Here is a 23,869-nt window from a genome sequence, read left to right on the forward strand (position 1 = left end):
GCTTTAAGTAGAGAGAGCCTTTTTATGGCTAGGGAGCATGCTGTGGCCAGGGAGCTTCTTGTGGCGAGGGAGCTTGCTCCCGCTGGGCTGCGTAGCGGCCCCAAAAAAGCGGGAGCGCTGCGCACTCCAGCGGGAGCAAGCTCCCTCGCCACTGCAAGCTCCCTCGCCACAACAAGCTCCCTTACCGCAGCAAGATCCCTCACCACAGGGAATGCATCCCGGGGTTGCAAGTTGCCGGGGCCGGCCGCATAAATTGGGGATGAACCTTCCTGAATCAACGGACACGGTCTTGAACGGTTTCCACCCCGCCGTCAGCACCTGGTTCCGCAGCACGTTCCCGTCGGTGACCGCCGCCCAGGCCCAGGCGTGGCCGCTGATCCGCCAGCGCCGCTCCACACTGATCGCCGCACCCACCGGCTCCGGCAAGACCCTGACTGCCTTTCTCGCGGTGCTGGACGATCTCGTGCACCAAGGCCTGGCCAATGGCGGCCAACTGCCAGACCAAACGCTGGTGGTCTACGTCTCGCCCCTGAAGGCTCTTTCCAACGACATCCAGATCAACCTGCAAACCCCGCTGGCCGGCATCACCGAGCACTTGCAGCGCCTCGACCTGCCACCGCTGGCGATCCGCACCGCCGTGCGTACCGGCGACACCCCACAGAAAGACCGCGCCCTGATGCGCAAGCACCCGCCGCACATCCTGGTCACCACCCCGGAATCGCTCTACGTGTTGCTCGGCTCGGATTCCGGCCGGCAGATGCTTGCCAGCACCCGCACGGTGATCGTCGATGAGATCCACGCCATCGCCGCCAGCAAGCGCGGCAGCCACATGGCCCTGACACTGGAGCGCCTGCAGGGTTTGTGCAGCGAACCGCTGACCCGCATCGGCCTGTCCGCCACGCAAAAGCCCATCGAGGCGGTGTCGCGCTTTCTGGTGGGCACCGGCCGGCCTTGCGAGATCGTCGATATCGGCCACGCACGCCCACGGGACCTGGATATCGAAGTGCCGCCGGTGCCGCTGTCGGCCGTCATGGCCAACGACGTGTGGGAGCTGGTCTACGACCGCCTCGCCGAACTGGCCAGGCAACACCGCACCACGCTGATTTTCGTCAACACCCGGCGCCTGGCCGAACGCCTGGCCCGGCACTTGAGCGAGCGCCTGGGCAAAACCGCCGTCGCCGCCCACCACGGCAGCCTCGCGAAGGAAATGCGCCTGGACGCCGAACAACGGCTCAAGGCCGGTGAGCTGCAGGTGTTGATCGCCACTGCGTCGCTGGAACTGGGGATTGATATCGGCGATGTCGACCTGGTGTGCCAGATCGGCTCGCCCGGCTCGATCAACGGTTTTCTGCAACGGGTCGGACGCTCCGGGCATCAGGTCGGCGGCACGCCCAAGGGCCGGTTGTTCGCCACCACCCGTGACGACCTGATCGAATGCGCCGCCCTCCTCGACTGCGTGCGCCGGGGCGAGCTGGACACCTTGCTGATCCCGGTTGCGCCGCTGGATGTGCTGGCCCAGCAGATCATCGCCGAAGTCAGCTGCCAGGAATGGCAGGAACAGGCCCTGCTCACGCTGATCCGCCGCGCCGCGCCCTACGCCGAGCTGGATGAGCGTCACTATCAGGCACTACTGCAAATGCTCGCCGAAGGCTACAACGGGCGCCAGGGCCTGCGCAGCGCCTACCTGCACCGCGACGCCATCACCCGCACCCTGCGTGGTCGGCGGGGCGCCAAGCTCACCGCCGTGACCAGCGGCGGCACCATCCCCGACAACGCCGACTACAGCGTGCTGCTTGAGCCGCAAAGCCTGAACATCGGCAGCGTCAACGAAGACTTCGCGGTGGAAAGCATCGCCGGGGATATCTTCCAGCTGGGCAACACCTCCTACCGCATCCTGCGAGTGGAGCCCGGCAAGGTGCGGGTCGAGGATGCCCACGGCCAGCCGCCGACCATTCCGTTCTGGCTCGGCGAAGCACCGGGGCGCAGTGCCGAGTTGTCGTTTGCCGTGGCGCGTTTTCAGGGGCAACTGGACGCGCTGCTGGGCGCCACGCCGGGTAACCTGCAACCGGCGCTCGATTGGCTCACCGGCACCCTCGGCCTGAACCTGGCCAGCGCCGAACAACTGCTGGATTACCTGGCGCGGGCGCGGCTGGCGCTGAGCGCGCTGCCGTCCCAGGACACGTTGATCATGGAACGGTTTTTCGACGAGTCCGGCGGCACCCAATTGATCATCCACACGCCGTTCGGCAGTCGCATCAACCGCGCCTGGGGCCTGGCGCTGCGCAAGCGGTTTTGCCGCACCTTCAACTTCGAACTGCAAGCCGCCGCCAGCGAGGATGCGATCGTGTTGTCGCTGTCCACCAGTCACAGCTTTGAGCTGGATGAGGTGTGGCGCTACCTGAACAGCAACACGGCCGAGCACATCCTGATCCAGGCGGTACTGGATGCACCGCTGTTCGGCGTGCGCTGGCGCTGGAATGCCGGGGTGGCCCTGGCATTGCCGCGCTACACCGGTGGGCGCAAGGTGGCGCCGCAGATCCAGCGCATGAAGAGTGAAGACCTGATCGCCAGTGTGTTCCCCGACCAGATCGCTTGCCTGGAAAACCTCGCCGGCGAGCGCGAAGTGCCCGAGCATCCGCTGGTGGAGCAAACCCTCGACGACTGCCTGCACGAGGCCATGGACAGCGAAGGCTGGCTGGCCCTGTTGCGGCGCATGGAGCGCGGCGAAATCCGCCTGATCAGCCGTGATCTGCCGGCGCCGTCGCCACTCGCAGCAGAGATTCTCAGCGCCCGCCCCTACACCTTTCTCGACGACGCTCCGCTGGAGGAGCGCCGCACCCAGGCCGTGCTCAACCGGCGCTGGAGCGACCCGCAAAGCACTGATGACCTTGGCGCGCTGGATGCCGAAGCGATTGCCGGTGTGTGCGAGGAAGCCTGGCCGGCGCCCAATGGCCTGGACGAGATGCATGAAGCGCTGATGAGTTTGGCGTGCATTGCCGAATCGGAGGTCACGGCGCAGTGGGCAGAATGGCTGCAAGCCCTGGCCGACGGTGGGCGCGCCAGCCGATTGCAGAGCGGTACCGACCAGGCCGTTTGGGTCGCTCTGGAGCGCTTGAGCTGTTTGACGGCGATCTACCCGAACGAGCTGCCGCTGTTGCCCGGTTTCGATGGGCCCTGGACCTTCGATGAAGCCTTGGTGGAAGTGCTGCGGGCGCGCCTGAGCGGCTTCGGCCCATTGACGCTGATCGAGATCGCCGCGCCCCTGGCCTTGCCGGTGGCCGACGTATCACAGGCACTCGCGCGGCTCGAGAGCGAAGGCTACGTGCTGCGCGGCCGTTTCAGCCCCGGCGCCAGCGCCGAACAATGGTGCGAACGCCACCTGCTGGCGCGCATTCACCGCTACACGGTCAAGCGTCTGCGCCGGGAAATCGAGCCGGTGGCGTTGCAGGATTTCATGCGTTTTCTATTCGACTGGCAGCACCTGTCGAACGGCACCCGCGGCCAGGGCAGCGCGGTGTTACCGCAGATCGTCGCGCAGTTGGAAGGGTACGCCGCAGCCACTTCGGCCTGGGACAGCGATTTGCTCAGCGCACGAATCAAGGATTACGCGCCCCACTGGCTGGACGATTTGTGCCGCAGCGGCAAAGTGGTGTGGACACGCCTGAGCAACAAGGCCGGCGCGACGGCCCTGCGCAGCACGCCAGTGGTGCTGTTGCCCCGCAGCCAGGTGCCATTGTGGAGTGGACTGACCGAAGCGCCGGACAGTACCGAGCTGTCGCCCAAGGCACAGAAAGTCCATCAGGCGCTGCGGGAAAACGGCGCGCTGTTTTTCGATGAATTGATCCACGAAGCCCATCTGCTGCGCAGCGAACTGGAAACCGCGTTGCAGGAACTGGTGGGCGCGGGGCTGGCGAACGCCGACAGTTTTGCCGGCCTGCGCGCCCTGACCACGCCGGCGAGCAAACGTCAGGCCCGCAGCAGTCGGCGCGGGCGTGGCGCGTTTGTCGGCGGGATGGACGATGCCGGGCGTTGGGCCCTGGTACGGCGGGCGCCGGTGGCGGATGGCACACGTCCGGGGGCTCACTCGGCCGAGACGCTGGAGCATGTGGCGATGACCTTGCTGCGCCGCTACGGGGTGGTGTTCTGGCGCCTGCTGGAGCGCGAGGCGGACTGGCTGCCCAGTTGGCGCGAATTGCTGCGTACGTTCCACCGGCTGGAGGCCCGGGGCGAGATTCGTGGCGGGCGGTTTGTGAGTGGTTTGGCGGGGGAACAGTTTGCGTTGCCGGAAGCGATTCCGCTGCTGCGGGAAGTTCGGCGGCGGCCTCACGATGGAAGCTTGATTGCCGTGTGTGGGGCGGATCCGCTGAACCTGGTCGGTACGCTGCTGCCGGGTAGCAAGGTGCCGGCGTTGAGCGGTAATCGGCTGGTGTACCGGGATGGTTTGCCGGCGGCGGTGGAGATTGCCGGCAAGCAGCAGGTGTTGCTGGAGTTGGATCAGCAGGAGGCCGGGTTGGTGCGGGAAAAACTGATCAGGCGCTGACTCGTGCAGCGCCCGTAATGACGCCTTCGCGAGCAAGCCCGCTCCCACTTTCAATCCGGTTCCGCCCTTGGAATGCGGTCGAATGTGGGAGCGGGCTTGCTCGCGAAGAGGCCGGCGGCCTCAACACAAAACTATTGGGTTCTAGGCTGCTCGGTAAGCACCACCGACAAAGGCACTTCTTCCTCCGGCTCATCCACCTGCTGCCCGACCCGCTGCGGCAGCATCACCTGCTGTGGATAAGTTTGCGCGAAGTGAACAAAGGCACAGTTATCCACAAGCTTTTTCAAGCGCTGGTTAAACGCGCGGCTCACCGCATATTGCCCACCCGACACCGTGCGGAACTGCGCCGTCAGCACCACGCCGTTGAGGTCCATCTTGTCGACGCCAAATACCTCCAGCGGCCCTTGCAGGTTGTACTTGAGGAACACGTCGTCGCGGATCGACTGCCCCGCCTCGCGAATCAGTTCCACGGCCTTGTCGACATCGGTGTCGTAGGTGAACTGCACCGAGAAGAACGCATAGGCGAATTGCCGCGACTGGTTGGTGACGGCCTTGATCTGCCCGAACGGCACCGAATGCACAAACCCCTTGCCGTCCCGCAGGCGCAGGGTGCGGATGGTCAGGCCCTCCACGGTACCGGCGTGGCCGGAGTCGAGCACCACCCAATCGCCAATCGACAGGGTGTCTTCGATGATGATGAACAGCCCGGTGATTACATCCTGCACCAGTTGCTGGGAGCCAAAACCAATGGCCAGGCCCACCACCCCGGCACCCGCCAGCAGCGGTGCGACGTTGATCCCCAGGTTGGCCATGGTGGTGATCGCGCAGATCACCACCAGGATGATTTTCACTGCGTTGCGCAGCAGCGGCAGGATGGTTTTCACCCGCGTGCTGGGTTGGCGGCTGGAGCGTTTGTTGACCGGGGGTTTCAATGCTTCCTGAATCGCCGTGTCGAGCACCACCCAGAACAGCCAGGTCACCAGCAGGATCAAACCGATGCTGCTCAGGGAATCACTGATGGCCCGGCCCACGGAGTTGCGCTGGGCAAACTCAAACAGCGAAACGCCCCAGATACGCCCGAGTATTTCGATAAAGGCGATGGCCATCACGATGCGCAACAGCGCGTGCAGCAGGCTGAGGAACCGTTCCTTGTAGGCGCTGCTGCGCTGCACCGCCACCGTGCTGCGGGACTGGAACAGGTGCTGCAACACCGTGCTGAGAAACACCGTGCCGATCAGCAGGATCGTGGTGAACAGCGCACAGCGCAGGGCTTTCTGGCTGTCGTCGCCGGCGCCGATCAGGTTGATCGCCGACACCAGCACCATCAGCAGGATCGGCCAATACCACAGGCCGGAAAACACCCGCAGGGATTGCTGCACCGCCGGGTGTTTCAGGCGCTGGGCCAGGGGCCGGTTGCGGATCAAATGCGCCACCGGACGGCGCAGGCGAATCACCAGCATGCCGAAGATCACCGAGGCAAACAGCCCGGTGAAGATCGCGACGCTGGCGGTGATATTGCCCCCCAGTTGACGGGCGATCTGTGGGCTGGTCAGCGCATCGCTGAGGGCGGCAAGGAAGCCGATCAGGAACAACGGCTTGGGGCAGTAGTCCCGAATAATCTGCACCGCCGGGCGCTTGTGGCCGACGTTGAACATGACGATCACGCACAACAGGATCGAGGTGGAGAAAATGCCGCTGCTGGTGGCGTAGGCAAAACACAGCGCCAGCGCACGGCCCACCGAGGTCGGCAGGAAGTGGCTGACGTAGAGCGTCAATGGCAGGCAGATAAGCGCCGGTATCGTGTAGGGAATCAGGTAACCCAGCAACGCCTGGAGGCGCTGGCGGGGTGCGATATGCCGCTGCAGGCTCAGGCGCTTGACGATAAAGCGCCCCAGCAGGGTCAGCGCGGCGAACGCGCCGATCCACACCCCGGACAACAACAGGAAATCCCCGGCCACGCTCCACGAGGAACGTTCGGACGGCTGGTTGACCAGCTTGTCCACCTCATCCGCCGCCCGGTCGGCCCGCAGCCGCCAGGCGTCGACCAGGTTCTGGTTGAGGTCGAGTTTGTCCTGCACATCATCGATGCTGGAGCTGATGGCGCCGAGCAGGCCGCCTTCTACCAAAAGTTCCGGCTGGGCCGGGGCGGCAGGCGCTGGAGCCGCGGGGGCAGTGGCCGCTTGCAGCGCGCCGCTGCCGCAGAACAGCAGCGTGCCGAGCAGTAGCACAGTCTTTAAATTCAACAAAACACCGGGCTCCTTCAGAAGGGTCTGTAAGGAACTGACGGGTTTGACGCCCGATCGTTCCCCGTAGACTTCGATCCGTGCGCCCCAGGCAAATATCAAATGCCAATACCTGTCTTTTTCCGCACAAGCCGAACCCCGAGACTGCGCTCCTGATTGAAACCCACCGGAGTTGCAGCCATGCCCATTGCCTTGCTCGCGCTGACCCTCAGCGCTTTTGCCATCGGGACGACCGAGTTCGTCATCGTTGGCCTGTTACCCACCATCGGCGCCGACCTGGGTGTCGACTTGCCGTCCGCCGGCCTGCTGGTCAGCCTCTACGCCCTGGGCGTGGCCATCGGCGCGCCGGTACTCACCGCCCTCACCGGCAAAGTGCCACGCAAACTGCTGTTGTTGTCGCTGATGGTGCTGTTCACCCTCGGCAACCTGCTGGCCTGGCAAGCGCCGAGTTATGAGTCCCTGGTACTGGCACGGATCGTCACCGGCCTGGCCCACGGGGTGTTCTTCTCGATTGGCTCCACCATCGCCACAAGCCTGGTGCCCAAGGAAAAAGCCGCCAGCGCGATTGCCATCATGTTTACCGGCCTGACCGTCGCATTGGTGACCGGTGTGCCACTGGGGACGTTTATCGGCCAGCACTTCGGCTGGCGCGAAACCTTCCTCGCCGTCTCGGCCCTGGGCTTGATCGCGTTTATCGGCAGCCTGCTCTACGTACCGAAAAACATCGCCCACAGCAAACCCGCGTCACTGTTGCAACAACTGCAAGTATTAAAACAACCACGGCTGCTGCTGGTGTACGCCATGACGGCGGTGGGTTACGGCGGCTCGTTCATCGCGTTCACCTACCTGGCGCCGATCCTTCAGGACATCTCCGGCTTCAGCGCCGGCACCGTCAGCCTGGTGTTGCTGGTGTATGGCATCTCGGTGGCCATCGGTAATATCTGGGGCGGCAAGCTGGCCGACAAACGCGGCCCGATCAGCGCCCTGAAAATCATCTTTGCCCTGCTCGCTGCCGTGTTGTTTGTGCTGACCTTCACCGCGGGTAATCCGTGGCTGGCCCTGGCCACTGTGCTGGTGTGGGGCGCGGTCGCTTTCGGCAACGTGCCGGGCTTGCAGGTGTATGTGGTGCGCCAGGCGGAACATCACACGCCGAATGCGGTGGACGTGGCCTCGGGCCTGAACATCGCGGCGTTCAACCTGGGGATTGCCGGTGGCGCGTGGGCCGGCGGCATGATCGTCGCCCACATGGGCTTGATCCACACGGCGTGGATTGGCGGCTCGGTGGTGTTGGTGGCCTTGGCGCTGACGGCCTGGAGCGGGCGCCTTGACCGGCTGGGGCCGGTGTATGCCGAGAGCTCGACCCGGGTGGTTGGCGGGCACTGATCCCGCAGCGATAAAGAACCCAATGTGGGAGCGGGCTTGCTCGCGAAAGCGGTAAGTCAGTCAACAGAGATATCGACTGACCCACCGTCTTCGCGAGCAAGCCCGCTCCCACATTTTGAGAGGTGCCGTCTGTAGGACCGTCGAAACTTTCTCCCGATCATCACAGTCACCCTAAAACGGAGGTCACCACACAGTTAACCCACGGGAGTCATCATGGCCGCGATTCATATCGGCATTTCCGGCTGGCGCTACACGCCCTGGCGGGGGGATTTCTACCCCGAGGGCCTGACCCAGAAGCGCGAGCTGCAGTTTGCCTCACGGGCGGTCAACAGCATCGAGATCAACGGCTCGTTCTACGCGCTGCAAACACCCAAGCGCTACGCCGAGTGGTATGGCGACACGCCTGAAGGGTTTGTGTTCAGCGTCAAGGCGCCGCGCTATATCACGCATATCCTGCGGCTGCGGGAGGTGCACAAGCCGATGGCGAATTTCTTCGCCTCCGGGGTGCTGGAACTCAAGGAAAAGCTCGGGCCGATCCTCTGGCAGTTCCCGCCCAGTTTCAAATTCGACCCGCCGTTGTTTGAAGCCTTTCTCGCCGAATTACCCACTACTACCCAGCAGGCCGCCGCCCTCGCCCGCGAGCATGAGCCGCGCCTGAACGGCAAGGCGAGCCTGCAAGCCCACGGTAAAAAGCCGCTGCGCCATGCGGTGGAGATTCGCCACAAGAGTTTCGCCGTGCCGGAATTTGTCGAGATGCTCGACAAGCACGGCGTGGCCCTGGTGGTGGCGGACACAGCCGGCAAGTGGCCCTACCTGGAAGACGTCACGGCCAACTTTGTGTACCTGCGCCTGCATGGGGACAAAGCGCTGTATGCCAGCGGCTATACGTCCGAAGCGCTCAAGCGCTGGGGCGATCGCATCGAACGCTGGAGCCACGGCAAACAACCCGCCGATGCACAGTTGATCGACCCGAAGCACAAACCCCGCGCCCGCAAGCAGCGCGAGGTGTTTTGCTACTTCGATAACGACATCAAGGTGCGCGCGCCCTTCGACGCGCGCCAATTACTGCAGCGTTTTGGCCTGGACCAGGCACTGGCCACCGAACCCGGCAAGTTGCCGGACACGGGGGTGCTGTCATGACCCATCCGGAACTGATGCCAACCACGCCCACCGAAACCATCACCCGCTTCAGGGTGCTGACGGTCAATACCCACAAGGGCTTCACCGCGCTCAACCGGCGCTTCATATTGCCCGAGTTGCGGGAGGCGATTCGCAGTGTGGCCGCCGACGTGGTGTTCCTCCAGGAAATCCACGGCACCCACGAGCGCCACCCCAAGCGCTACAGCAACTGGCCGAGCATGCCGCAATACGAGTTCCTCGCCGACAGTATCTGGCCGCAATACGCCTACGGTCGCAACGCGGTGTATCCCCATGGCGACCACGGTAATGCGTTGCTGTCGAAATTCCAGATCATCCGCTACGACAATCTCGACATCTCCCAGAGCGGCCACGAAAGTCGCGGGCTGCTGCATTGCGTGCTGCGCTTGCCGGGCAACGTGCAGGACGTGCATGCCATCTGCGTGCACCTGGGGCTGCGGGAAGTCCATCGCCAGCAGCAACTGCGCCTGATCGCGCAGCGGGTCGCCGAGATTCCCGCCGACGCGCCGGTGATTGTCGCCGGTGATTTCAATGACTGGCGCCAGCGCGCCGATCTCGCCCACTGCGGGCTGCGGGAAGTGTTTATCGAAACCCACGGCAAGCCGGCCCGCACCTTCCCGGCGCGCCTGCCGCTGCTGCCGCTGGACCGCATCTATGTGCGCAACCTCAAGGTGCATCAGCCCCAAGTCCTGACCAGCCGCCCGTGGTCACACTTGTCGGACCATGCGCCGCTGTCGGTGGAGATCGAGTTATGAACAGCGCACCACTGGAAAAGGTCGCGGTGGAACACATCGCGACCGACCAACCGCCGGACGATGCCGTGGCCCGGGACCTGGATTACGGCTGGCAGAGCGGTAACCAGATCGAGTTGCTGGAGAACGGCGAGGCCTACTTTCCCAAAGTGTTCGAGGCGATGCGCCAGGCCCAGCGGGAGATCTTGCTGGAGACCTTTATCCTTTTCGAAGACAAGGTCGGCAACGAGCTCAAAGGCATTTTGATCGAGGCGGCGCAGCGTGGCGTCAAGGTCGTCGCCAGCCTCGATGGCTTTGGTTGTGGCGAGCTGACACCGGGGTTTCTCAGCGAATTGAGCCAGGCCGGCGTGACCGTGCAGATGTTCGACCCGGCCACCAAGACCCTGGGTTTTCGCACCAACTGGTTTCGCCGCCTGCACCGCAAGATTGTGGTGGTGGATGCCAGTGTGGCGTTTATCGGCGGGATCAATTTCTCGGCGGATCACCTGGGGGATTTCGGCCCCGAGGCCAAGCAGGATTATGCCGTGCAGGTGCAGGGCCCGGCAGTCGCCGACCTGCATCATTTCGCCCTCGCACAAAGTGGCCGGCGTGTGCGCAAGCGGCGCGGCTGGCGGCGCGAGCAACGCCCGTCGCCATGGGCTGCCGGCGAAGGCGATGGCCTGGTACGGCTGATCTACCGGGACAATCTGCAACACCGTACCGATATCGAAGAGGCCTACCTGCACGCCCTGCGCAAGGCCGAGCGGCGGGTGGTGATCGCCAACGCCTATTTCTTTCCCGGCTACCGCCTGCTGCGGGAAATTCGTAATGCCGCGCGGCGCGGCGTGCACGTGCAGTTGATCATGCAGGGCCAGCCGGATGTGCTGCTGGCCAAGCTGGCGGCACGCATGCTCTATGACTATTTGCTCAAGGAAGGCGTGGTGATCCACGAGTACTGCCAGCGTCCGTTGCACGGCAAGGTGGCGCTGGTGGATGAAGAGTGGAGCACGGTGGGTTCGAGCAATCTCGACCCGTTGAGCCTGTCGCTGAACCTGGAGGCGAATGTGCTGGTTCGTGATCGTGCCTTCAACCAGCAGTTGTTCGAGCGCCTGGAATATCTGAGCCAGAACCACTGCAAGACCATGCCGGAAAACCGCGCGCCTCGCGGCTGGTTCTGGCGGGTGACCGTGGGTTTCGTGGTGTTCCATGTGCTGCGGCATTTTCCGTCGTGGACCGGCTGGTTGCCGGCCCACAAGCCGAGGTTGAAACCCTTCGTTCTTGAGGAGCGTGCGGATCATGACCCAAGCTCGCATCGCTGAAGAAAGCGCTCGCCCCGGCTTCTTGAAACGCTGGAAAAAACCGCTGACGGTGGTGTTTTTCCTGGTGCTGATCGTGTTGTTCACCCTGCTCGCCCGGCGTATCGACTGGAGCGAAGTGCTCGACACCCTGGGCGACTTCAAGCTGCGCACGCTGCTCATCGCCGGTGCGCTGACCCTGTGCAGTTTCCTGGTGTATTCGTGCTTCGACCTGATCGGTCGCACCTACATCCGCCAGCCGTTGGGCTGGAAGCAGATTTTGCCGGTGGGCATCATCAGCTATGCGTTCAACCTCAACCTGAGCGCGTGGGTAGGTGGCATCGCCATGCGCTATCGGTTGTATTCCCGACTCGGGGTGAGCAACGGGAACATCGCGAAGATCCTCGGCTTGAGCCTGGCCACCAACTGGTTCGGCTACATGGCGATTGCCGGCGCGGTATTCAGCAGCGGGCTGGTGACATTGCCGCCGGGGTGGAAGCTCAGCAGCGGTGCGTTGCAAGGCGTCGGCGTGCTGTTGGTACTGGCGAGCCTGGGTTACCTGCTGGCCTGTCGCTTGTCGAAAAAGCGTGCATGGTCGATACGCGGGATTGAAATCAGCCTGCCGTCGCTGCGCATGGCAGTGTTGCAGTTGGCGCTCGGCGCGCTGAACTGGTCGCTGATGGCAGCGGTGATTTTTACCCTGCTGCCCAAGCAACTGGATTACCCCGTGGTGCTCGGGGTGTTGCTGATCAGCAGCATTGCCGGGGTGGTCACGCATATCCCGGCAGGGCTGGGTGTGCTGGAGGCAGTGTTCATTGCCTTGCTGCAGCACGAAGCGTCCCGCGGCAGTCTGCTCGCGGGGTTGATCGCCTACCGCGCGATCTACTTCATCCTGCCGTTGCTGGTGGCCCTGGTGATGTACCTCGCGGTCGAAGCCAAGGCCAAGGCATTGCGCGTGAAGAAAACGCCTACGACTGGATGATGCTCAAGCGCTCGCCCACCACCATCTCGGTAATCCAGTCCACCAGGATCGAGGTGTAGGCCTGCTGGGAAACCGGATCACTCAGGGAATGATCCGCACCGTCGATAATCCGGTGAGTCAGCGAATGCGTCTGCTGGCAGGCGGCGCGGTAGCTCATGATGGTGGCATGGGGCACGTGGTCGTCGGTCTCCGACTCCACGATCAACACATCACCGGTAAACGCCGCGCATGCATGCAGGGCGCGATTGGTTTCGGCGTGCACAAAGGTGCCGCGATAATCCATCAGGTCGGCTTTATCGAGGTCGCGCTTGGGCTTGAGCCATTCCTGGTCGCGGTACAGCGCCGGCACCCGCAAAGCCAGCCAGCGCACGGGGCGCAGTGACGTGAGGATGGCGGCCAGGTAACCGCCGTAGCTGGTGCCCACCACCGCCACCGCCGAGGTGTCGATGGCCGGGTGTGACAACAGGCGGTCGTAGGCCGCGAGCAGGTCGCGCAGGTTGTCTTCGCGGGTGACGCGAGATAACGGAATGCCGTTGCCGGCATGGCCGCGCAGGTCGAATGTAAGGCATACACAACCGAGCCCGGCGATACCCTTGGCGCGTTCCAGGTCACGCTCCTGGCTCCCGCCCCAGCCGTGCACAAACAACACCCCCGGTACTTTCGATTTGGGACTGAGGAAGGTCCCGCTCATCTGTTCGTCGTCGATATCAATGGCAATGGTTTCGCTTCTAGCCGTCATAGGATTTGACCGTCACGTACTTGAGAAGAAAGTCGCTGTTTTCTGCCGGGCCCCGGTACACCTCGATCGCGTCAGCGGGCAGTGGCTGGTCGACGTAGGTTTCTACCGACGAGACATAAATCGCCCGCAGCCCGGGATTGTTGACGAAGCTTTGCAGCGCCGCGACTTCCGCGCTGCTGGCCCCGCCCATGCGCCAGGATTGCTCGAGCACGCCGCTGCGGCGTTGGCCGTCGCTGTCCAGGCCCTGGGCGATGTCGTAATTGCGCCGCGAAGCGTAGAACCCGGGATAGGCCTCATCCGCCGCGTTATCGAAGACCTGCGCTTGCTGGATGGCCAGGCGCACGTCAGCGGGCAGGTCGAGCTTGAGCAGGTCTTCGTAGTAGCCCTGGACCACCAACAGGTTGGAACCACCATAGACCTCTTCGCCCTGCCCGTCCCGGGTCAGGTATTGATCGCCGCAGTAGCTGATGACGTGATCGCCGATAAAGCTCTGGCCGACACTGTGGGTGACCACGTCACTCAGGTCCTGCTCCAGCACCACGCCGTCGCTGAACAATTGCGCCGCATCAGGGCGCGCGAGGATGGCGTCGAACTCGTCGAGGCTGCGGATCACTTCCTGGCCGCGACCGGCGCAGGCATGCACGGGCTTGAGACGGATCGGCCCGGTGTACAGCAAATGGGTCGCCGCCGGCCGCGCATCTTCCAGGGCGTGCACACTCAACCCATCCAGCACCACATTGCGGATGCGCTCGGAAAAAAGCGGCGACCAGCCTTCGGGCGCAACCGCGTTTTTATTCAGCAAACCGTGGCTGATGGCCTTGGTGCAGATGAAATCGTGATCGACATAGCCGCCCCACAGATCCTCAGGGCCTTTGACGCCGAATTGCCGCGCCTGGGCCGCGCCGACCAGCGTCTGAGTGGGCAATAGATAGAGGTCGCGCCCACTGTGCTGCTCAGGGTTATAGCTGCCGCCATATTTGAGCCCGAGGACGTGCGCCAGCCAACGGGCCAGGGCGCGGTTGGTCTCCACTTCGTGCAATGGCGCTTGCGGACGGATTGAATGCGCCACCACGATTTTTTTGCGATTTGTCGGGGTCATGCGTCCCCCTTGGCTCTGCTGCCATGTGTGTAAGGAAACGGTAGCAGGGATCAAGCCAAGGCGGCGTTTGTTTAAACGCGAGGGGAATCAATCAGTTGCGGGAAAAGCGATAGCACTTGGCCTGTTTTATTCTGCACGAAGTGCTCAAGGTGTCGCGGCGTTCTGCACGATTCAGGCTTGCGCCTTGGTGGGCGTCACGCCGAAACGGCTGCGGTAATCACTTGGCGCCAGCCCGGTGATTTTCTTGAAGGTGGCGCGGAAGGCGCCGGGGTCCTGATACCCCACGGTCCAGGCGATGTGATCAATGGTGCCGTTGGTGAACTCGAGCATCTGCCGCGCCTTGCCGACACGCAGGTGCTGGCAATATTCGGTGGGTTTCAAACCGGTGGCGGCGCGGAACCGTCGCAGGAAGGTGCGTTCCTCAAGTCCTGCCTCCTGCGCCATGGCAGCCAACGAAACATCCACCGCACCGCTGGCCTGCAGCCAATGTTGCACCTTGAGAATCGCAGCGTCGCCATGGGCAAGGATCGGCGCAAAGTTACTGCCGCACTCACTGGCGCTGTCACTGTGTTCGATCACCAGGAAACGCGCGGTGCTGGCAGCGATGCTCGGGCCGAGCAAACGGTCCACCAGGCGCAGGCCCAATTCGGACCAAGCCATGAGGCCGGCGGTGGTGATCAAGTCACCGTCGTCGACGATGGGTTTGTCGGCCTCCAGGCGAATCGCCGGGTAACGCGCGGCGAAGGACTTGGCCGACGTCCAGTGCGTGGTGGCGCTGCGACCGTCCAACAGGCCGCTTTCCGCCATCAGGATCGAACCTACGCACACCCCGCCCAGAATGGTCCCGGACCGATGTTGCTGGCGCAGCCAATCCAGCAATTCGGCGGACGCCTGGCCCTCGGAAAAGCCGGCAATGGAGGGTGGAATCAGCAAGGCCGTCAGCGCGTGCCCGGGGCCGGGCTGGCTGTCGAATACGCGGGTCGGCGCACCGCCTGTTTCAGCCTGCCAATGGCTGATGCGCAGGGACGGCAGTTGCTCGGACTGATGCTCGGTCGCAATCCGGTTGGCGACCGCGAACAGGTCGGTCAAGCCATGCACGGCAGCCATTTGCGCACCACTGTAGATCAGCACGCCGAGCTCGACGATCGCCATTGTCAGTTTTCCCTCTGTTATTGTCGGTGCGGCCAATCCCCAGGCGTCACGCCAGCCAGGATACTGGACGCATCAACCCTCACAAGGAAACCAACATGGCCAAGCAAGCGCTCATCCTAATCGATATCCAGAACGACTACTTCCCCCAGGGCAAGTGGCCGCTAGACGGAGTGGACGCGGCGGCAGACAAGGCGCAGCAAGTGCTACAGGCATTTCGCCAGGCAGGCGATGCGGTGATTCACGTACGCCACGAATTCACCTCCGACGATGCCCCCTTCTTCACCCCGGGCTCGGAAGGTGCACACCTGCACCCCAAGGTGCTGAACCAGGCCGACGAGCCCGTGGTGCTCAAGCATTTCGTCAATGCGTTCCGCGAAACCAACCTGCGGGCCCTGCTGGAACAACGCAGCATCACCGAACTGGTGGTGGTGGGCAGCATGAGCCATATGTGCATCGACGGCGTGGTGCGCGCCGCGTCGGACCTGGGCTACAGCGTGACCGTGATCCACGATGCCTGCGCCACGCGGGACCTGGAATTCAATGGCAGCGTCGTGCCGGCAGCCCAGGTGCATGCGGCGTTTATGTCGTCGCTGGGGTTTGCTTATGCGAGCGTGGTGTCGGCTGAAGCGTATTTGAACGCGCAAAAATAAACCTGAAACCGTGCGGCCTCACAGGAGGCCGCCGATTAAATGGTTTCCTCGAAAATCGCTACCGCCCGCACAAAACCGGCAGAGGCGTGTTTGATCTTGTAGGGGAAACAGGACACTTCAAAACCGTGGGCCGGCAGAGCGTCCAGGTTGGCCAGTTTTTCCATCTGCCCATAGCCGATGTCCCTTCCCGCCTTGTGCCCTTCCCAGATGATCGAGCTGTCACCGCTGGCCGCAAACCGCGCCCGGGTATGGCTGAATGGCGCGTCCCAACTCCAGGCATCAGTGCCTACCACCCGCACCCCGCGCTCCAGCAAATACAAGGTGCCTTCGCGGCCGATCCCCACGCCTGCGTCCAGGTAGCCCGGCTGGCCGAACAAGGCACCGGCACGGGTATTCACCAGCACAATGTCCAGCGGCTGCAACACATGGCCGATGCGCTGCAGCTCCGCCTCGATTTGTGCAGCGCTGACCACATGGCCGTCCGGCAGGTGGCGAAAGTCGAGCTTTACGCCGGGCCGCAGGCACCAGTCCAACGGGATCTCATCAATGCCATAGGCCGGCTTGCCGCCATCGGTGGTCGAGGCGTAGTGCCACGGCGCATCCATGTGCGTGCCGCTGTGGGTGGTGATGTTCAGGCGCTCGGCCGCCCAGGCCTCCTGGCCGGGCATATCGTCGATACACAAGCCCGGAAACATCGCGAGTAGCTCCTGGATACCGCCTTGGTGGTCGACGTACTCGATCTTCGGCAGCAGCGGGGGCGGGTCGGTATAGGGGTTGTTTTCAAGGGTGACCGACAGGTCCACCAGACGACGTTTGCGTTCAGTCATGAAAGCGCCTCTTGAGTGAGCAAGGTGGAGTCAACCAGGCGCTGGTCGATGGCGCCGAATACCGACTCGCCCTCGCTGTCCAGTGCTTCGATGCGTATGCGGTCGCCAAACTTCATGAATCCGGTCAGCGGCTGCCCGTGGTCAATCATCTCGATGGCCCGGCGCTCTGAAATACACGCCGAACCCACAGCGCGGTCGACATTGGACACGGTGCCGGAGCCAATGATGGTGCCGGCGCGCAAGCGTCGGGTGCGCGCGGCATGGGCGATCAGGTCAGCGAAGCTGAAGCTCATTTCAGCGCCATGGGGCGCACCGAACCAGCTCTGGTTCCAGGTGACGCTCAGGGGCAGGCACACCCGCCCGTTGTGCCAGGCGGCACCCAGCGCTTGCGGGGTGACGGCCACCGGCGAAAAACTCGACGAGGGCTTGGCCTGGAAAAACCCGAAGCCGGTGCTGACTTCATGCAGCAGGAAGCCCCGCAGGCTGACGTCGTTGACCAACAGCACCAGCCGCACGTATTGCAACGCCTGGTCGGCGGGGCAGCCCATCGGTACTTCATCGACGATCACGGCGAACTCGCCCTCAAAATCGATTCCGTGATTCACGTCCGGCAAGGGCACATCGTCGCAGGGCCCGAGAAAGTCGTCGCTGGCGCCCTGGTACATCAACGGAATGCGCTCATCGGCCATGGGCGGCAGGCTGAAGGCTTTTTGCAGCAGGTGCGCGTGGTTGAGAAACGCCGAACCGTCGCACCACTGATAAGCCCGGGGCAATGGCGCTGCGGCGTGTGTGGGGTCAAACGCAAACGACTCGGGCGCTTGCCCCAGATTAAGCAACTGGTAGTGCCGGCTCAGCACCGGCTCGGCCTCGGCCCAATTCTCCAGCGCCTGTTGCAAGGTCGCAAAAGGCGGAGCGATTACCGCATGGCGCAGGTCCCTGGAGACCACTACCAACTGGCCGTCACGCAGGCCGTTTTTCAACGTAGCGAGTTTCATCGAGCATTCCTCAAGGAATTAAACGGTTAATGCAGGACCATGTCGTCCGACACTTGAATCGGATCAAGCAGCCGCACACCGGCCAGCCACGGCGCGACCAGCGAAACCAGGGCCGCCAGCAGCAGGCCCCAGCCGACCATGGCCACCGCGCCTACACGCCCATCGGACGCACCGGACAACGCCATGACCAATAACGGGCTGGCAAACTGGCCGCCGAAAAAGCCCGCGTTGAACAGGCCGGTGCCTTTGCCGCGGTGTTCGAAACTCAGGGTGGAAAGTGCCCAGCTGAGCACCGTGGGCAATGCCAGCCCGCCGCCCAGGCCGTTGACCATGACGGCGATGACCGCCGTGCGGTAGTCGACGGCGTTGGCCAGCAGCAAAATGCCGATGCCGGAGACCACAAACGCCAGCGCCAGCAGCAAGCCCGGCCCGAAACGGCTCAGGCGCCGGAAGCACAGGGCACCGACAAACACCGCCGAATGGCCCAGGCCGATGGCCATGCCAATGCGCTGCGGTGAATCAATGCCGATGTGCTCCAGCAAGAAACCGGTTTGTACCGGAACAATGAAAAAACCCAGGGACGCCAGCACGGTCATGCCGCAAATCACCGACAGCGAGCGCAAGGGAAAACGCGTGCCCAGCGCCACTTCGACCGCCGCACTGGCGCCACGCAACGATTCGCGCAACGCCAGGTGCATCAACGGCGCAAGCAGCAGGCCCACGATGTACACCGCAAACGGCAGGCGCCAACCGTGCTCACCGATGATCCCGCCCAGCATGAAAAACGCCGTGGCCGAGAGTGAGGTGACGATGGTTTGCCACGACAGCAGTTGCACCCGGTCGCGGCCGTCGAAGTAGTCGCCGATCAGCGCGGTGCAGCAGGTCATGATTGCCGCTTCCGCCAGGCCCAGGCCGGCACGGCTGAGCAGGATCGCATCGAGGTTGTCCAGCACCAGCGGCAGCGGCCCGCAGATGCCATACAGCAACATCGCCAGCACCAGCAGGCGCTTGCGCCCGACGCGGTCGGAGAGCCAGCCGGCGAACGGCGAAAACAACGCGATCATCAGCGCCGGCAACGTCAGCACGATGGGCACGATCAGCCCCACGTTGGCGGTACCGGAAAAATGTTCGGCGATGCGCGGCAACACCGGGGCAATCAACACCCCGCCGAGAATCGGCAGGCAGCTGCCGAGCAACAACAACGGGCCTGATCCGCGCGGGCGAGGCGCGGGGGCAGCTTGCGAGGACGGGTTCATGCAGGGTTTCCTATTGTTGTTATCGGGTGTTCGGAAGGTGCATCAGGCAGCAGGAAATGCGCCAGGGCCGGCAGTAATACCAGTGCGCCGAGCATGTTCAGCAGGAACATGAAGGCCAGTAAAATGCCCATGTCTGCCTGGAATTTGATCGGTGAAAATGCCCAGGTGGCAACACCGACTGCCAGGGTGACACCGGTCAGCATCACCACTTTGCCAGTGAACAGCAGCGCCTGGTAATAGGCACGGGACAGGCTGTCACCCGCCTTGCGCCGCGCCAGCAAAATACTCATGACGTACAGCGCGTAGTCCACTCCTATGCCGACGCCCAAGGCAATCACCGGCAGGGTCGCGACCTTGACGCCGATGCCCAGCCACACCATCAGCACCTCGCACAGGATCGAGGTGAGCATCAACGGCAGAATCACGCAGACCACCGCCGCCAAAGAGCGGAAGGTCAGCAGGCACAGCACGATCACCGCGCCGTAGACCCAGTACAACATGTCGTGGTTGGCCTGCTTGACCACGATATTGGTCGCGGCTTCGATACCCGCATTGCCGGCCGCCAGCAGGAACTTCACGTCAGCGGTGTTATTGGCCTGGGCGAAGGCTTCGACTTCGTTCACCAGTCGCGTCAGCGTCACGGCTTTGTGGTCACGCAAGTAGGTGTAGAGCGTGAGGGTGTTGCAACTCTGGTTGAACAGCTCACGCGGTGCCCGCCCGGTGATGGAGTTGAGCAGCGCCTGGTTCTGTGTCAGGTCATACCACTTTGGGTTGCCTTCGCTCATGCCCACCAACAGGCTGCGGTTCAGGCTGGCCAGCGACGCCGTGGACTCCACGCCCGGCAGTTGGCGCAAGCGCCACTCCAGGGCATCCACGCGCATCAAGGTGGTGTAGTCGGAACAGGCGCCGTCAGGTGTGCGCACGATCACCGCGAACACATCGCTGCTGGCGCCGTAGTGAGCCACCATAAACCCGTTGTCGCGGTTATAGCGTGAGTCGGCCCGAAGCTCCGGGGCGCCGGAGTCAAGATCGCCGACTTGCAACTGCTGGCTGATCCACCAGCCGCCGCCGGCCAGCAATGCACTGACCATCAGCGTGCCGGTGGCCCAACGGCGCTGGGTAAAGCGGTCGAGGAACACCCACAACGGTTGCTTGCGCCCGTGCCGGTCAGCCTCTTCACTGCGCAGGCTGCGCGCGGCGGCCCGGGCACTGACGCCGCAATAGCTGAGGAGAATCGGCAACAGGATCAGGTTGGTGAACACCAGCACTGCAACGCCAATGCTGGCGATCAATGCCAGGTCCTGGATGACCTTGATGTCGATCAGCATCAACACGCCAAACCCCACCGCATCACACAGCAAAGCGGTAAGGCCGGCGAGGAACAACCGCCGAAAGGTGAAACGCGCCGCCACTTGCCGGTGCATGCCGCGCCCGATGTCTTGCATGATGCCGTTCATTTTCTGTGCGCCATGGCTCATGCCGATGGCCAATACCAGGAACGGTACAAGCACTGAATAGGGGTCGAGTTCGAACCCCAGCAACGCCACAAGTCCCAGTTGCCAGACCACCGCAATCAACGAGCAGGCCATCACCAACACGGTGCTGCGCAGGCAACGGGTGAATGCGTAGAGCATCAGCGTGGCGATCAGAATCGCCGCCGCGAAGAACAGCAGTACCTGGCGCAACCCATCGATCAGGTCGCCCACCACTTTGATGAAACCGGTGATGTGAATTGTCAGCCCCAGGGCCTGGAACTCGCTGCGCAGTTGCTCCAGCTGTTGGGACAACGCGCTGTAGTCGAGGGCTTTGCCGGTTTGCGCGTCGATGTCCATCAAGGGCACGAAGATCAGGCTGGAGTGGCCGTCCAGGGCGATGGTCTGGCCGATCTCACCGGAGCGGGTGGCGTTGCGGCGCACCGTCTCCAGGCTGCTGGCCGAACCATCGTAGTCATCGGGGATCACCCGGCCGCCTTCCACGCCCTCCTCGGTCACCGCCATCCAGCGCATGTTGGGGGTCCAGAGGGACTTCATGAAGGGCCGGTCGACACCCGGCAGCAAAAATACTTTGTCGTTAAGACGGGCCAGCAATTCCAGGTAGTGCGCGTCGTAGATGGAGGAGCCAGGCGCTTCGACGGCGATGCGTACCGCGTTGCCCAACCCGGTGAGTTCCTTTTGGTTGGCCAGGTAATTGGCGATATAGGGATGCCCCGTGGGAATCATTTTTTCAAAGCTGGCGTTGAGCCCAAGGCGGGTGCTGGCGACGCCCAAGCCGAGGGTCAACAGCAGGCACAGCCACAGCACCAGGCTGCGATGGTTGAACAAAGCCCGTTCAATCAGCGAGCCGGAATGGCGGTCGAAGTCCTGGAGACTGTGCTCGGGGCCGCGCTGCAGGTCGAGCGGATTACGAAGATGCGTCATTGCCCGTTCACCTGTTCCAATCGCTTGATGCCGCGTGCGCCCACCACGACCCATTGGCCGTCGCCCGCTTGACTGAGGGAAGCCACTGCGCCAACGGCCGGCAGCCTTTGCTCACGTAAAGCAGTGCCTTCGGTACTGAGTAAAAGGTGGCCACTCTGGTCCGCGAGCATCACCCCAGCGCCGGCTGAACGCGCCGCCACCACGCTGCTGCTGAACGGGTTGTTCAGTGCCTGCCATTGCTGGCCCTGATCGGTACTGCGCCAGACATTTCCGCGCAATCCCGCCACCAGGACCGTGCCATCGGCTGCCAGGTTCAGGGTAAAGAAACTGCCGTCATACGGGCTCGGCAACCGAACGAAATGCGCGCCGCCGTCTGCGGATGTCCACAAAGTGCCCTGCTCTCCTGCGATGTACATCCGTGGGCCTTGAGCAGCGATCGCGTACAGGTGATTGCCCGCCGGGTTGTCCAGGCGATCGACCCAGGACTGCCAGCTCGCACCACCGTCCTGGGTATGCAGGATCAGGCCGAATGCGCCCACCACAGTGCCTTCCCGCTCGTTGCTGAAATGCACCGACAGCCAGGGTTTGTCTGCGCCGTCTGCAATAAATCCTTGAGCCACCTTGAGCTGCCGCGCGGAGGGATCCGGGGTCGCACGCACGGCATCGAGTACGCGTTGGGCGGCGGCCTTGCCGTCCAGTTGCAGGTGCCAGCTTTCGCCACCGTCCACGGTGTGCAATACCACGCCAGCATGCCCCACTGCCCAGCCTTGCGAGGCGGTGGCAAAGCTGACCGAAGTCAGGCTTGCACTGGTGGGTACCGGCACCTGGCGCCAATGTTTGCCGCCGTCGTCCGAAAGCACGATCAAGCCCTGCTCACCGACGGCCACCAGGCGTTTTCCAGCCTGGGCGATATCGATGAGAACCGCCTGGGTCGGTGCCGCCACCTGCAACGCCGGACGCTGCAGTACATCACTGACGGGGGCCTCGGCGGCATGGCCTGCCAGGCAGATAGCCAACACGCCCAGCGCCAGCCATACGGGTTGCCCACGCATCAACGCACACCATCGGCAGCCAGGCCGTCCGGGCTGAAATCACTGTCGGGGAACGGTGCGACCACATCGTTGTGCACGCGTTTTTCGGTGACCACGTTGTGGGCCATCCAGGCTCCGGTCTGCAGGTCGTACTGGCCATACAAGCCACGCACCAGCCCCGGCAATTGCGGCATCAGGTACGGCAGTTGAAAGTAGGTGCGCCACAGTTGGTGGTTGGCGTCCCAGCTGTCGCCGAGTACGGCCATCCAGGTGTCTTCGTCTACGTAGAAGCGGCGCTTGGGCATGCTGTGGCGTTTGCCGGCGACCAGGTTGCCTTCAATCACCCACACCCGATGCAGTTCCCAGCGCATGTGGTCGGGGTTGAGGAAGCGCTCGCCAAGGATCGCGTCGTCCTTGGCCGGTTGCAGGATCTTGTTGCTGTTGTAGGGGATCAGCATTTCCTGCTTGCCGACGATCTTCCAGTCATAACGGTCGAGCGGGCCGGTGAACACCGAGACCTCGTCGAAGTTGGCCACGCCGGAACTGGTGGGCGTGGGCGTGTCGTAAGACGACACCGGCAGTTTGCGCACACGGCGCTGGCCAGCCAGGTAGACCCAGGATTGCGGGCCGCCGTTGGCGTAATCCAGCGGCTCACGGCCCAGCAAGGCTTCACCGGCACGTTGCGGCGGGCCGAGGTTGACCAGGCGGGTCATCCAGTACACCCCTTTGTATTCGGGTTTACCGTCCTGGAAGTAATACGGCATCTCGCGCTGCGCCTGCACTGTGGCTGAAAGAATGCGCTGGCCGCTGGCGGTGATCACGTACACGTTGTAGTCGTTCTTCCAGGCCACGCCGCGCCAGCTCAGGTGATGGTTCCAGATCACTTCGGCGCCGGTAGTCGGGATCGGGAACGGAATGCCGCCACTGGCGCCTTCCAGCGTGTTGCCCTCGTGGGTGAGGTGCGCGCCTGTGGCGTTTTTCAGGGTGTTGTCGTAGACCCATTGCGGCGCGGCGGCGGTGCGCCGGCTCGGGTACACGTCGATGCGGTAGGTCGGGTATTTGGCGAACAACGCTTTTTGCCCGTCGCTGAGTTTGTCGGCGTACTGCGCGACGTTTTGCGCGGTGACCGAGTACAGCGGTTTGTCACTGGCAAAGTAGTCCGGCAGGCGCGGGCCCGGGTTGACGCCAGCCGGAACCTGGGTAAACCCCTTGTCCCATGCGGGAATACTGCCATCGGCGTTGCCGGCGCGCTCGGCGCCCAGCGGGGTCAGCGTGGACTTCAGTTGCTGAGCCTGGGCGTCGGTTGCAGCCCAGCCTGCGGGCGCGACGGCCACCAACAGACCCGCGAGCATCAACGGTTGGAGTTTCATG

Annotated in this window: 17 protein-coding genes; 7 read left to right on the forward strand and 10 right to left on the reverse strand. The window is 63.4% G+C overall.

Going from position 1 to position 23,869, the window contains the following annotated elements; all coding sequences use genetic code 11:
- Window positions 1–259: 259 nt before the first annotated feature.
- The gene (locus HX839_RS09125) at window positions 260–4,540 is read left to right on the forward strand and encodes a DEAD/DEAH box helicase (RefSeq protein WP_177066968.1); all 4,281 of its coding nucleotides are present in this window, start codon (window positions 260–262) and stop codon (window positions 4,538–4,540) included.
- 131 nt (window positions 4,541–4,671) lie between these two features.
- Here the strand turns inward: HX839_RS09125 and HX839_RS09130 are convergent, their stop codons facing one another.
- Window positions 4,672–6,786, reverse strand: a complete 2,115-nt coding sequence (locus HX839_RS09130) for a mechanosensitive ion channel family protein (protein WP_177066969.1) — start codon at window positions 6,784–6,786, stop codon at window positions 4,672–4,674.
- Window positions 6,787–6,963: 177 nt separating this feature from the next.
- Between HX839_RS09130 and HX839_RS09135 the strand changes: the two genes are divergently transcribed.
- From HX839_RS09135 to HX839_RS09155, 5 genes are all read left to right on the forward strand, one after another.
- The gene (locus HX839_RS09135) at window positions 6,964–8,166 is read left to right on the forward strand and encodes an MFS transporter (RefSeq protein WP_177035943.1); all 1,203 of its coding nucleotides are present in this window, start codon (window positions 6,964–6,966) and stop codon (window positions 8,164–8,166) included.
- A 213-nt stretch (window positions 8,167–8,379) separates the two neighbouring features.
- Window positions 8,380–9,306: a DUF72 domain-containing protein gene (locus tag HX839_RS09140; protein WP_177020918.1), complete on the forward strand. Its 927-nt coding sequence runs from the start codon at window positions 8,380–8,382 to the stop codon at window positions 9,304–9,306.
- Window positions 9,303–10,079, forward strand: coding sequence for an endonuclease/exonuclease/phosphatase family protein (locus HX839_RS09145; RefSeq protein WP_003210026.1), 777 nt, complete (start codon window positions 9,303–9,305; stop codon window positions 10,077–10,079). The genes HX839_RS09140 and HX839_RS09145 overlap by 4 nt, the downstream gene beginning before the upstream one ends.
- Window positions 10,076–11,374, forward strand: a complete 1,299-nt coding sequence (gene clsB, locus HX839_RS09150; RefSeq protein WP_177066970.1) for a cardiolipin synthase ClsB — start codon at window positions 10,076–10,078, stop codon at window positions 11,372–11,374. Before HX839_RS09145 ends, clsB begins: the two co-directional genes overlap by 4 nt.
- Complete coding sequence (locus tag HX839_RS09155; protein ID WP_003210030.1) at window positions 11,352–12,332, forward strand: lysylphosphatidylglycerol synthase domain-containing protein; 981 nt, start codon at window positions 11,352–11,354, stop codon at window positions 12,330–12,332. The genes clsB and HX839_RS09155 overlap by 23 nt, the downstream gene beginning before the upstream one ends.
- Here the strand turns inward: HX839_RS09155 and HX839_RS09160 are convergent.
- The 3 genes from HX839_RS09160 to HX839_RS09170 form a co-directional block, all read right to left on the reverse strand.
- Window positions 12,319–13,071, reverse strand: a complete 753-nt coding sequence (locus HX839_RS09160) for a S9 family peptidase (protein WP_003210032.1) — start codon at window positions 13,069–13,071, stop codon at window positions 12,319–12,321. The two genes, HX839_RS09155 and HX839_RS09160, sit on opposite strands and share 14 nt — an antisense overlap.
- A complete protein-coding gene (locus HX839_RS09165; RefSeq protein ID WP_177066971.1) occupies window positions 13,061–14,170 on the reverse strand; it encodes a DUF3182 family protein in 1,110 nt (369 codons plus the stop codon). Before HX839_RS09165 ends, HX839_RS09160 begins: the two co-directional genes overlap by 11 nt.
- Window positions 14,171–14,341: 171 nt before the next feature.
- On the reverse strand, window positions 14,342–15,322 hold the full coding sequence (locus HX839_RS09170) for a GlxA family transcriptional regulator (protein WP_177066972.1): 981 nt from the start codon (window positions 15,320–15,322) through the stop codon (window positions 14,342–14,344).
- A gap of 95 nt (window positions 15,323–15,417) precedes the next feature.
- On the opposite strand from HX839_RS09170, the gene HX839_RS09175 reads away from it, so the two are divergent.
- The gene (locus HX839_RS09175; RefSeq protein ID WP_177066973.1) at window positions 15,418–15,972 is read left to right on the forward strand and encodes a cysteine hydrolase family protein; all 555 of its coding nucleotides are present in this window, start codon (window positions 15,418–15,420) and stop codon (window positions 15,970–15,972) included.
- A 35-nt stretch (window positions 15,973–16,007) separates the two neighbouring features.
- Here the strand turns inward: HX839_RS09175 and HX839_RS09180 are convergent, their stop codons facing one another.
- Genes HX839_RS09180 through HX839_RS09205 form a run of 6 tightly spaced genes read right to left on the reverse strand, consistent with a single transcriptional unit; the run spans window position 16,008 to window position 23,868 of the window.
- Window positions 16,008–16,799 carry a cyclase family protein gene (locus tag HX839_RS09180; protein ID WP_177066974.1) on the reverse strand — a complete coding sequence of 264 codons (792 nt, stop codon included), beginning with the start codon at window positions 16,797–16,799 and terminating at the stop codon, window positions 16,008–16,010.
- On the reverse strand, window positions 16,796–17,794 hold the full coding sequence (locus tag HX839_RS09185) for a fumarylacetoacetate hydrolase family protein (RefSeq protein WP_177020911.1): 999 nt from the start codon (window positions 17,792–17,794) through the stop codon (window positions 16,796–16,798). The genes HX839_RS09180 and HX839_RS09185 overlap by 4 nt, the downstream gene beginning before the upstream one ends.
- A gap of 26 nt (window positions 17,795–17,820) precedes the next feature.
- Window positions 17,821–19,050, reverse strand: a complete 1,230-nt coding sequence (locus tag HX839_RS09190; RefSeq protein ID WP_177066975.1) for an MFS transporter — start codon at window positions 19,048–19,050, stop codon at window positions 17,821–17,823.
- The gene (locus tag HX839_RS09195) at window positions 19,047–21,467 is read right to left on the reverse strand and encodes an RND family transporter (protein ID WP_177066976.1); all 2,421 of its coding nucleotides are present in this window, start codon (window positions 21,465–21,467) and stop codon (window positions 19,047–19,049) included. The genes HX839_RS09190 and HX839_RS09195 overlap by 4 nt, the downstream gene beginning before the upstream one ends.
- The gene (locus HX839_RS09200) at window positions 21,464–22,519 is read right to left on the reverse strand and encodes a YCF48-related protein (protein WP_177020908.1); all 1,056 of its coding nucleotides are present in this window, start codon (window positions 22,517–22,519) and stop codon (window positions 21,464–21,466) included. Before HX839_RS09200 ends, HX839_RS09195 begins: the two co-directional genes overlap by 4 nt.
- Complete coding sequence (locus HX839_RS09205; protein ID WP_177066977.1) at window positions 22,519–23,868, reverse strand: DUF1329 domain-containing protein; 1,350 nt, start codon at window positions 23,866–23,868, stop codon at window positions 22,519–22,521. The genes HX839_RS09200 and HX839_RS09205 overlap by 1 nt, the downstream gene beginning before the upstream one ends.
- Window position 23,869: the final 1 nt, after the last annotated feature.

This window comes from Pseudomonas sp. I8001, assembly GCF_013385345.1.
Taxonomy (GTDB): Bacteria; Pseudomonadota; Gammaproteobacteria; order Pseudomonadales; family Pseudomonadaceae; genus Aquipseudomonas.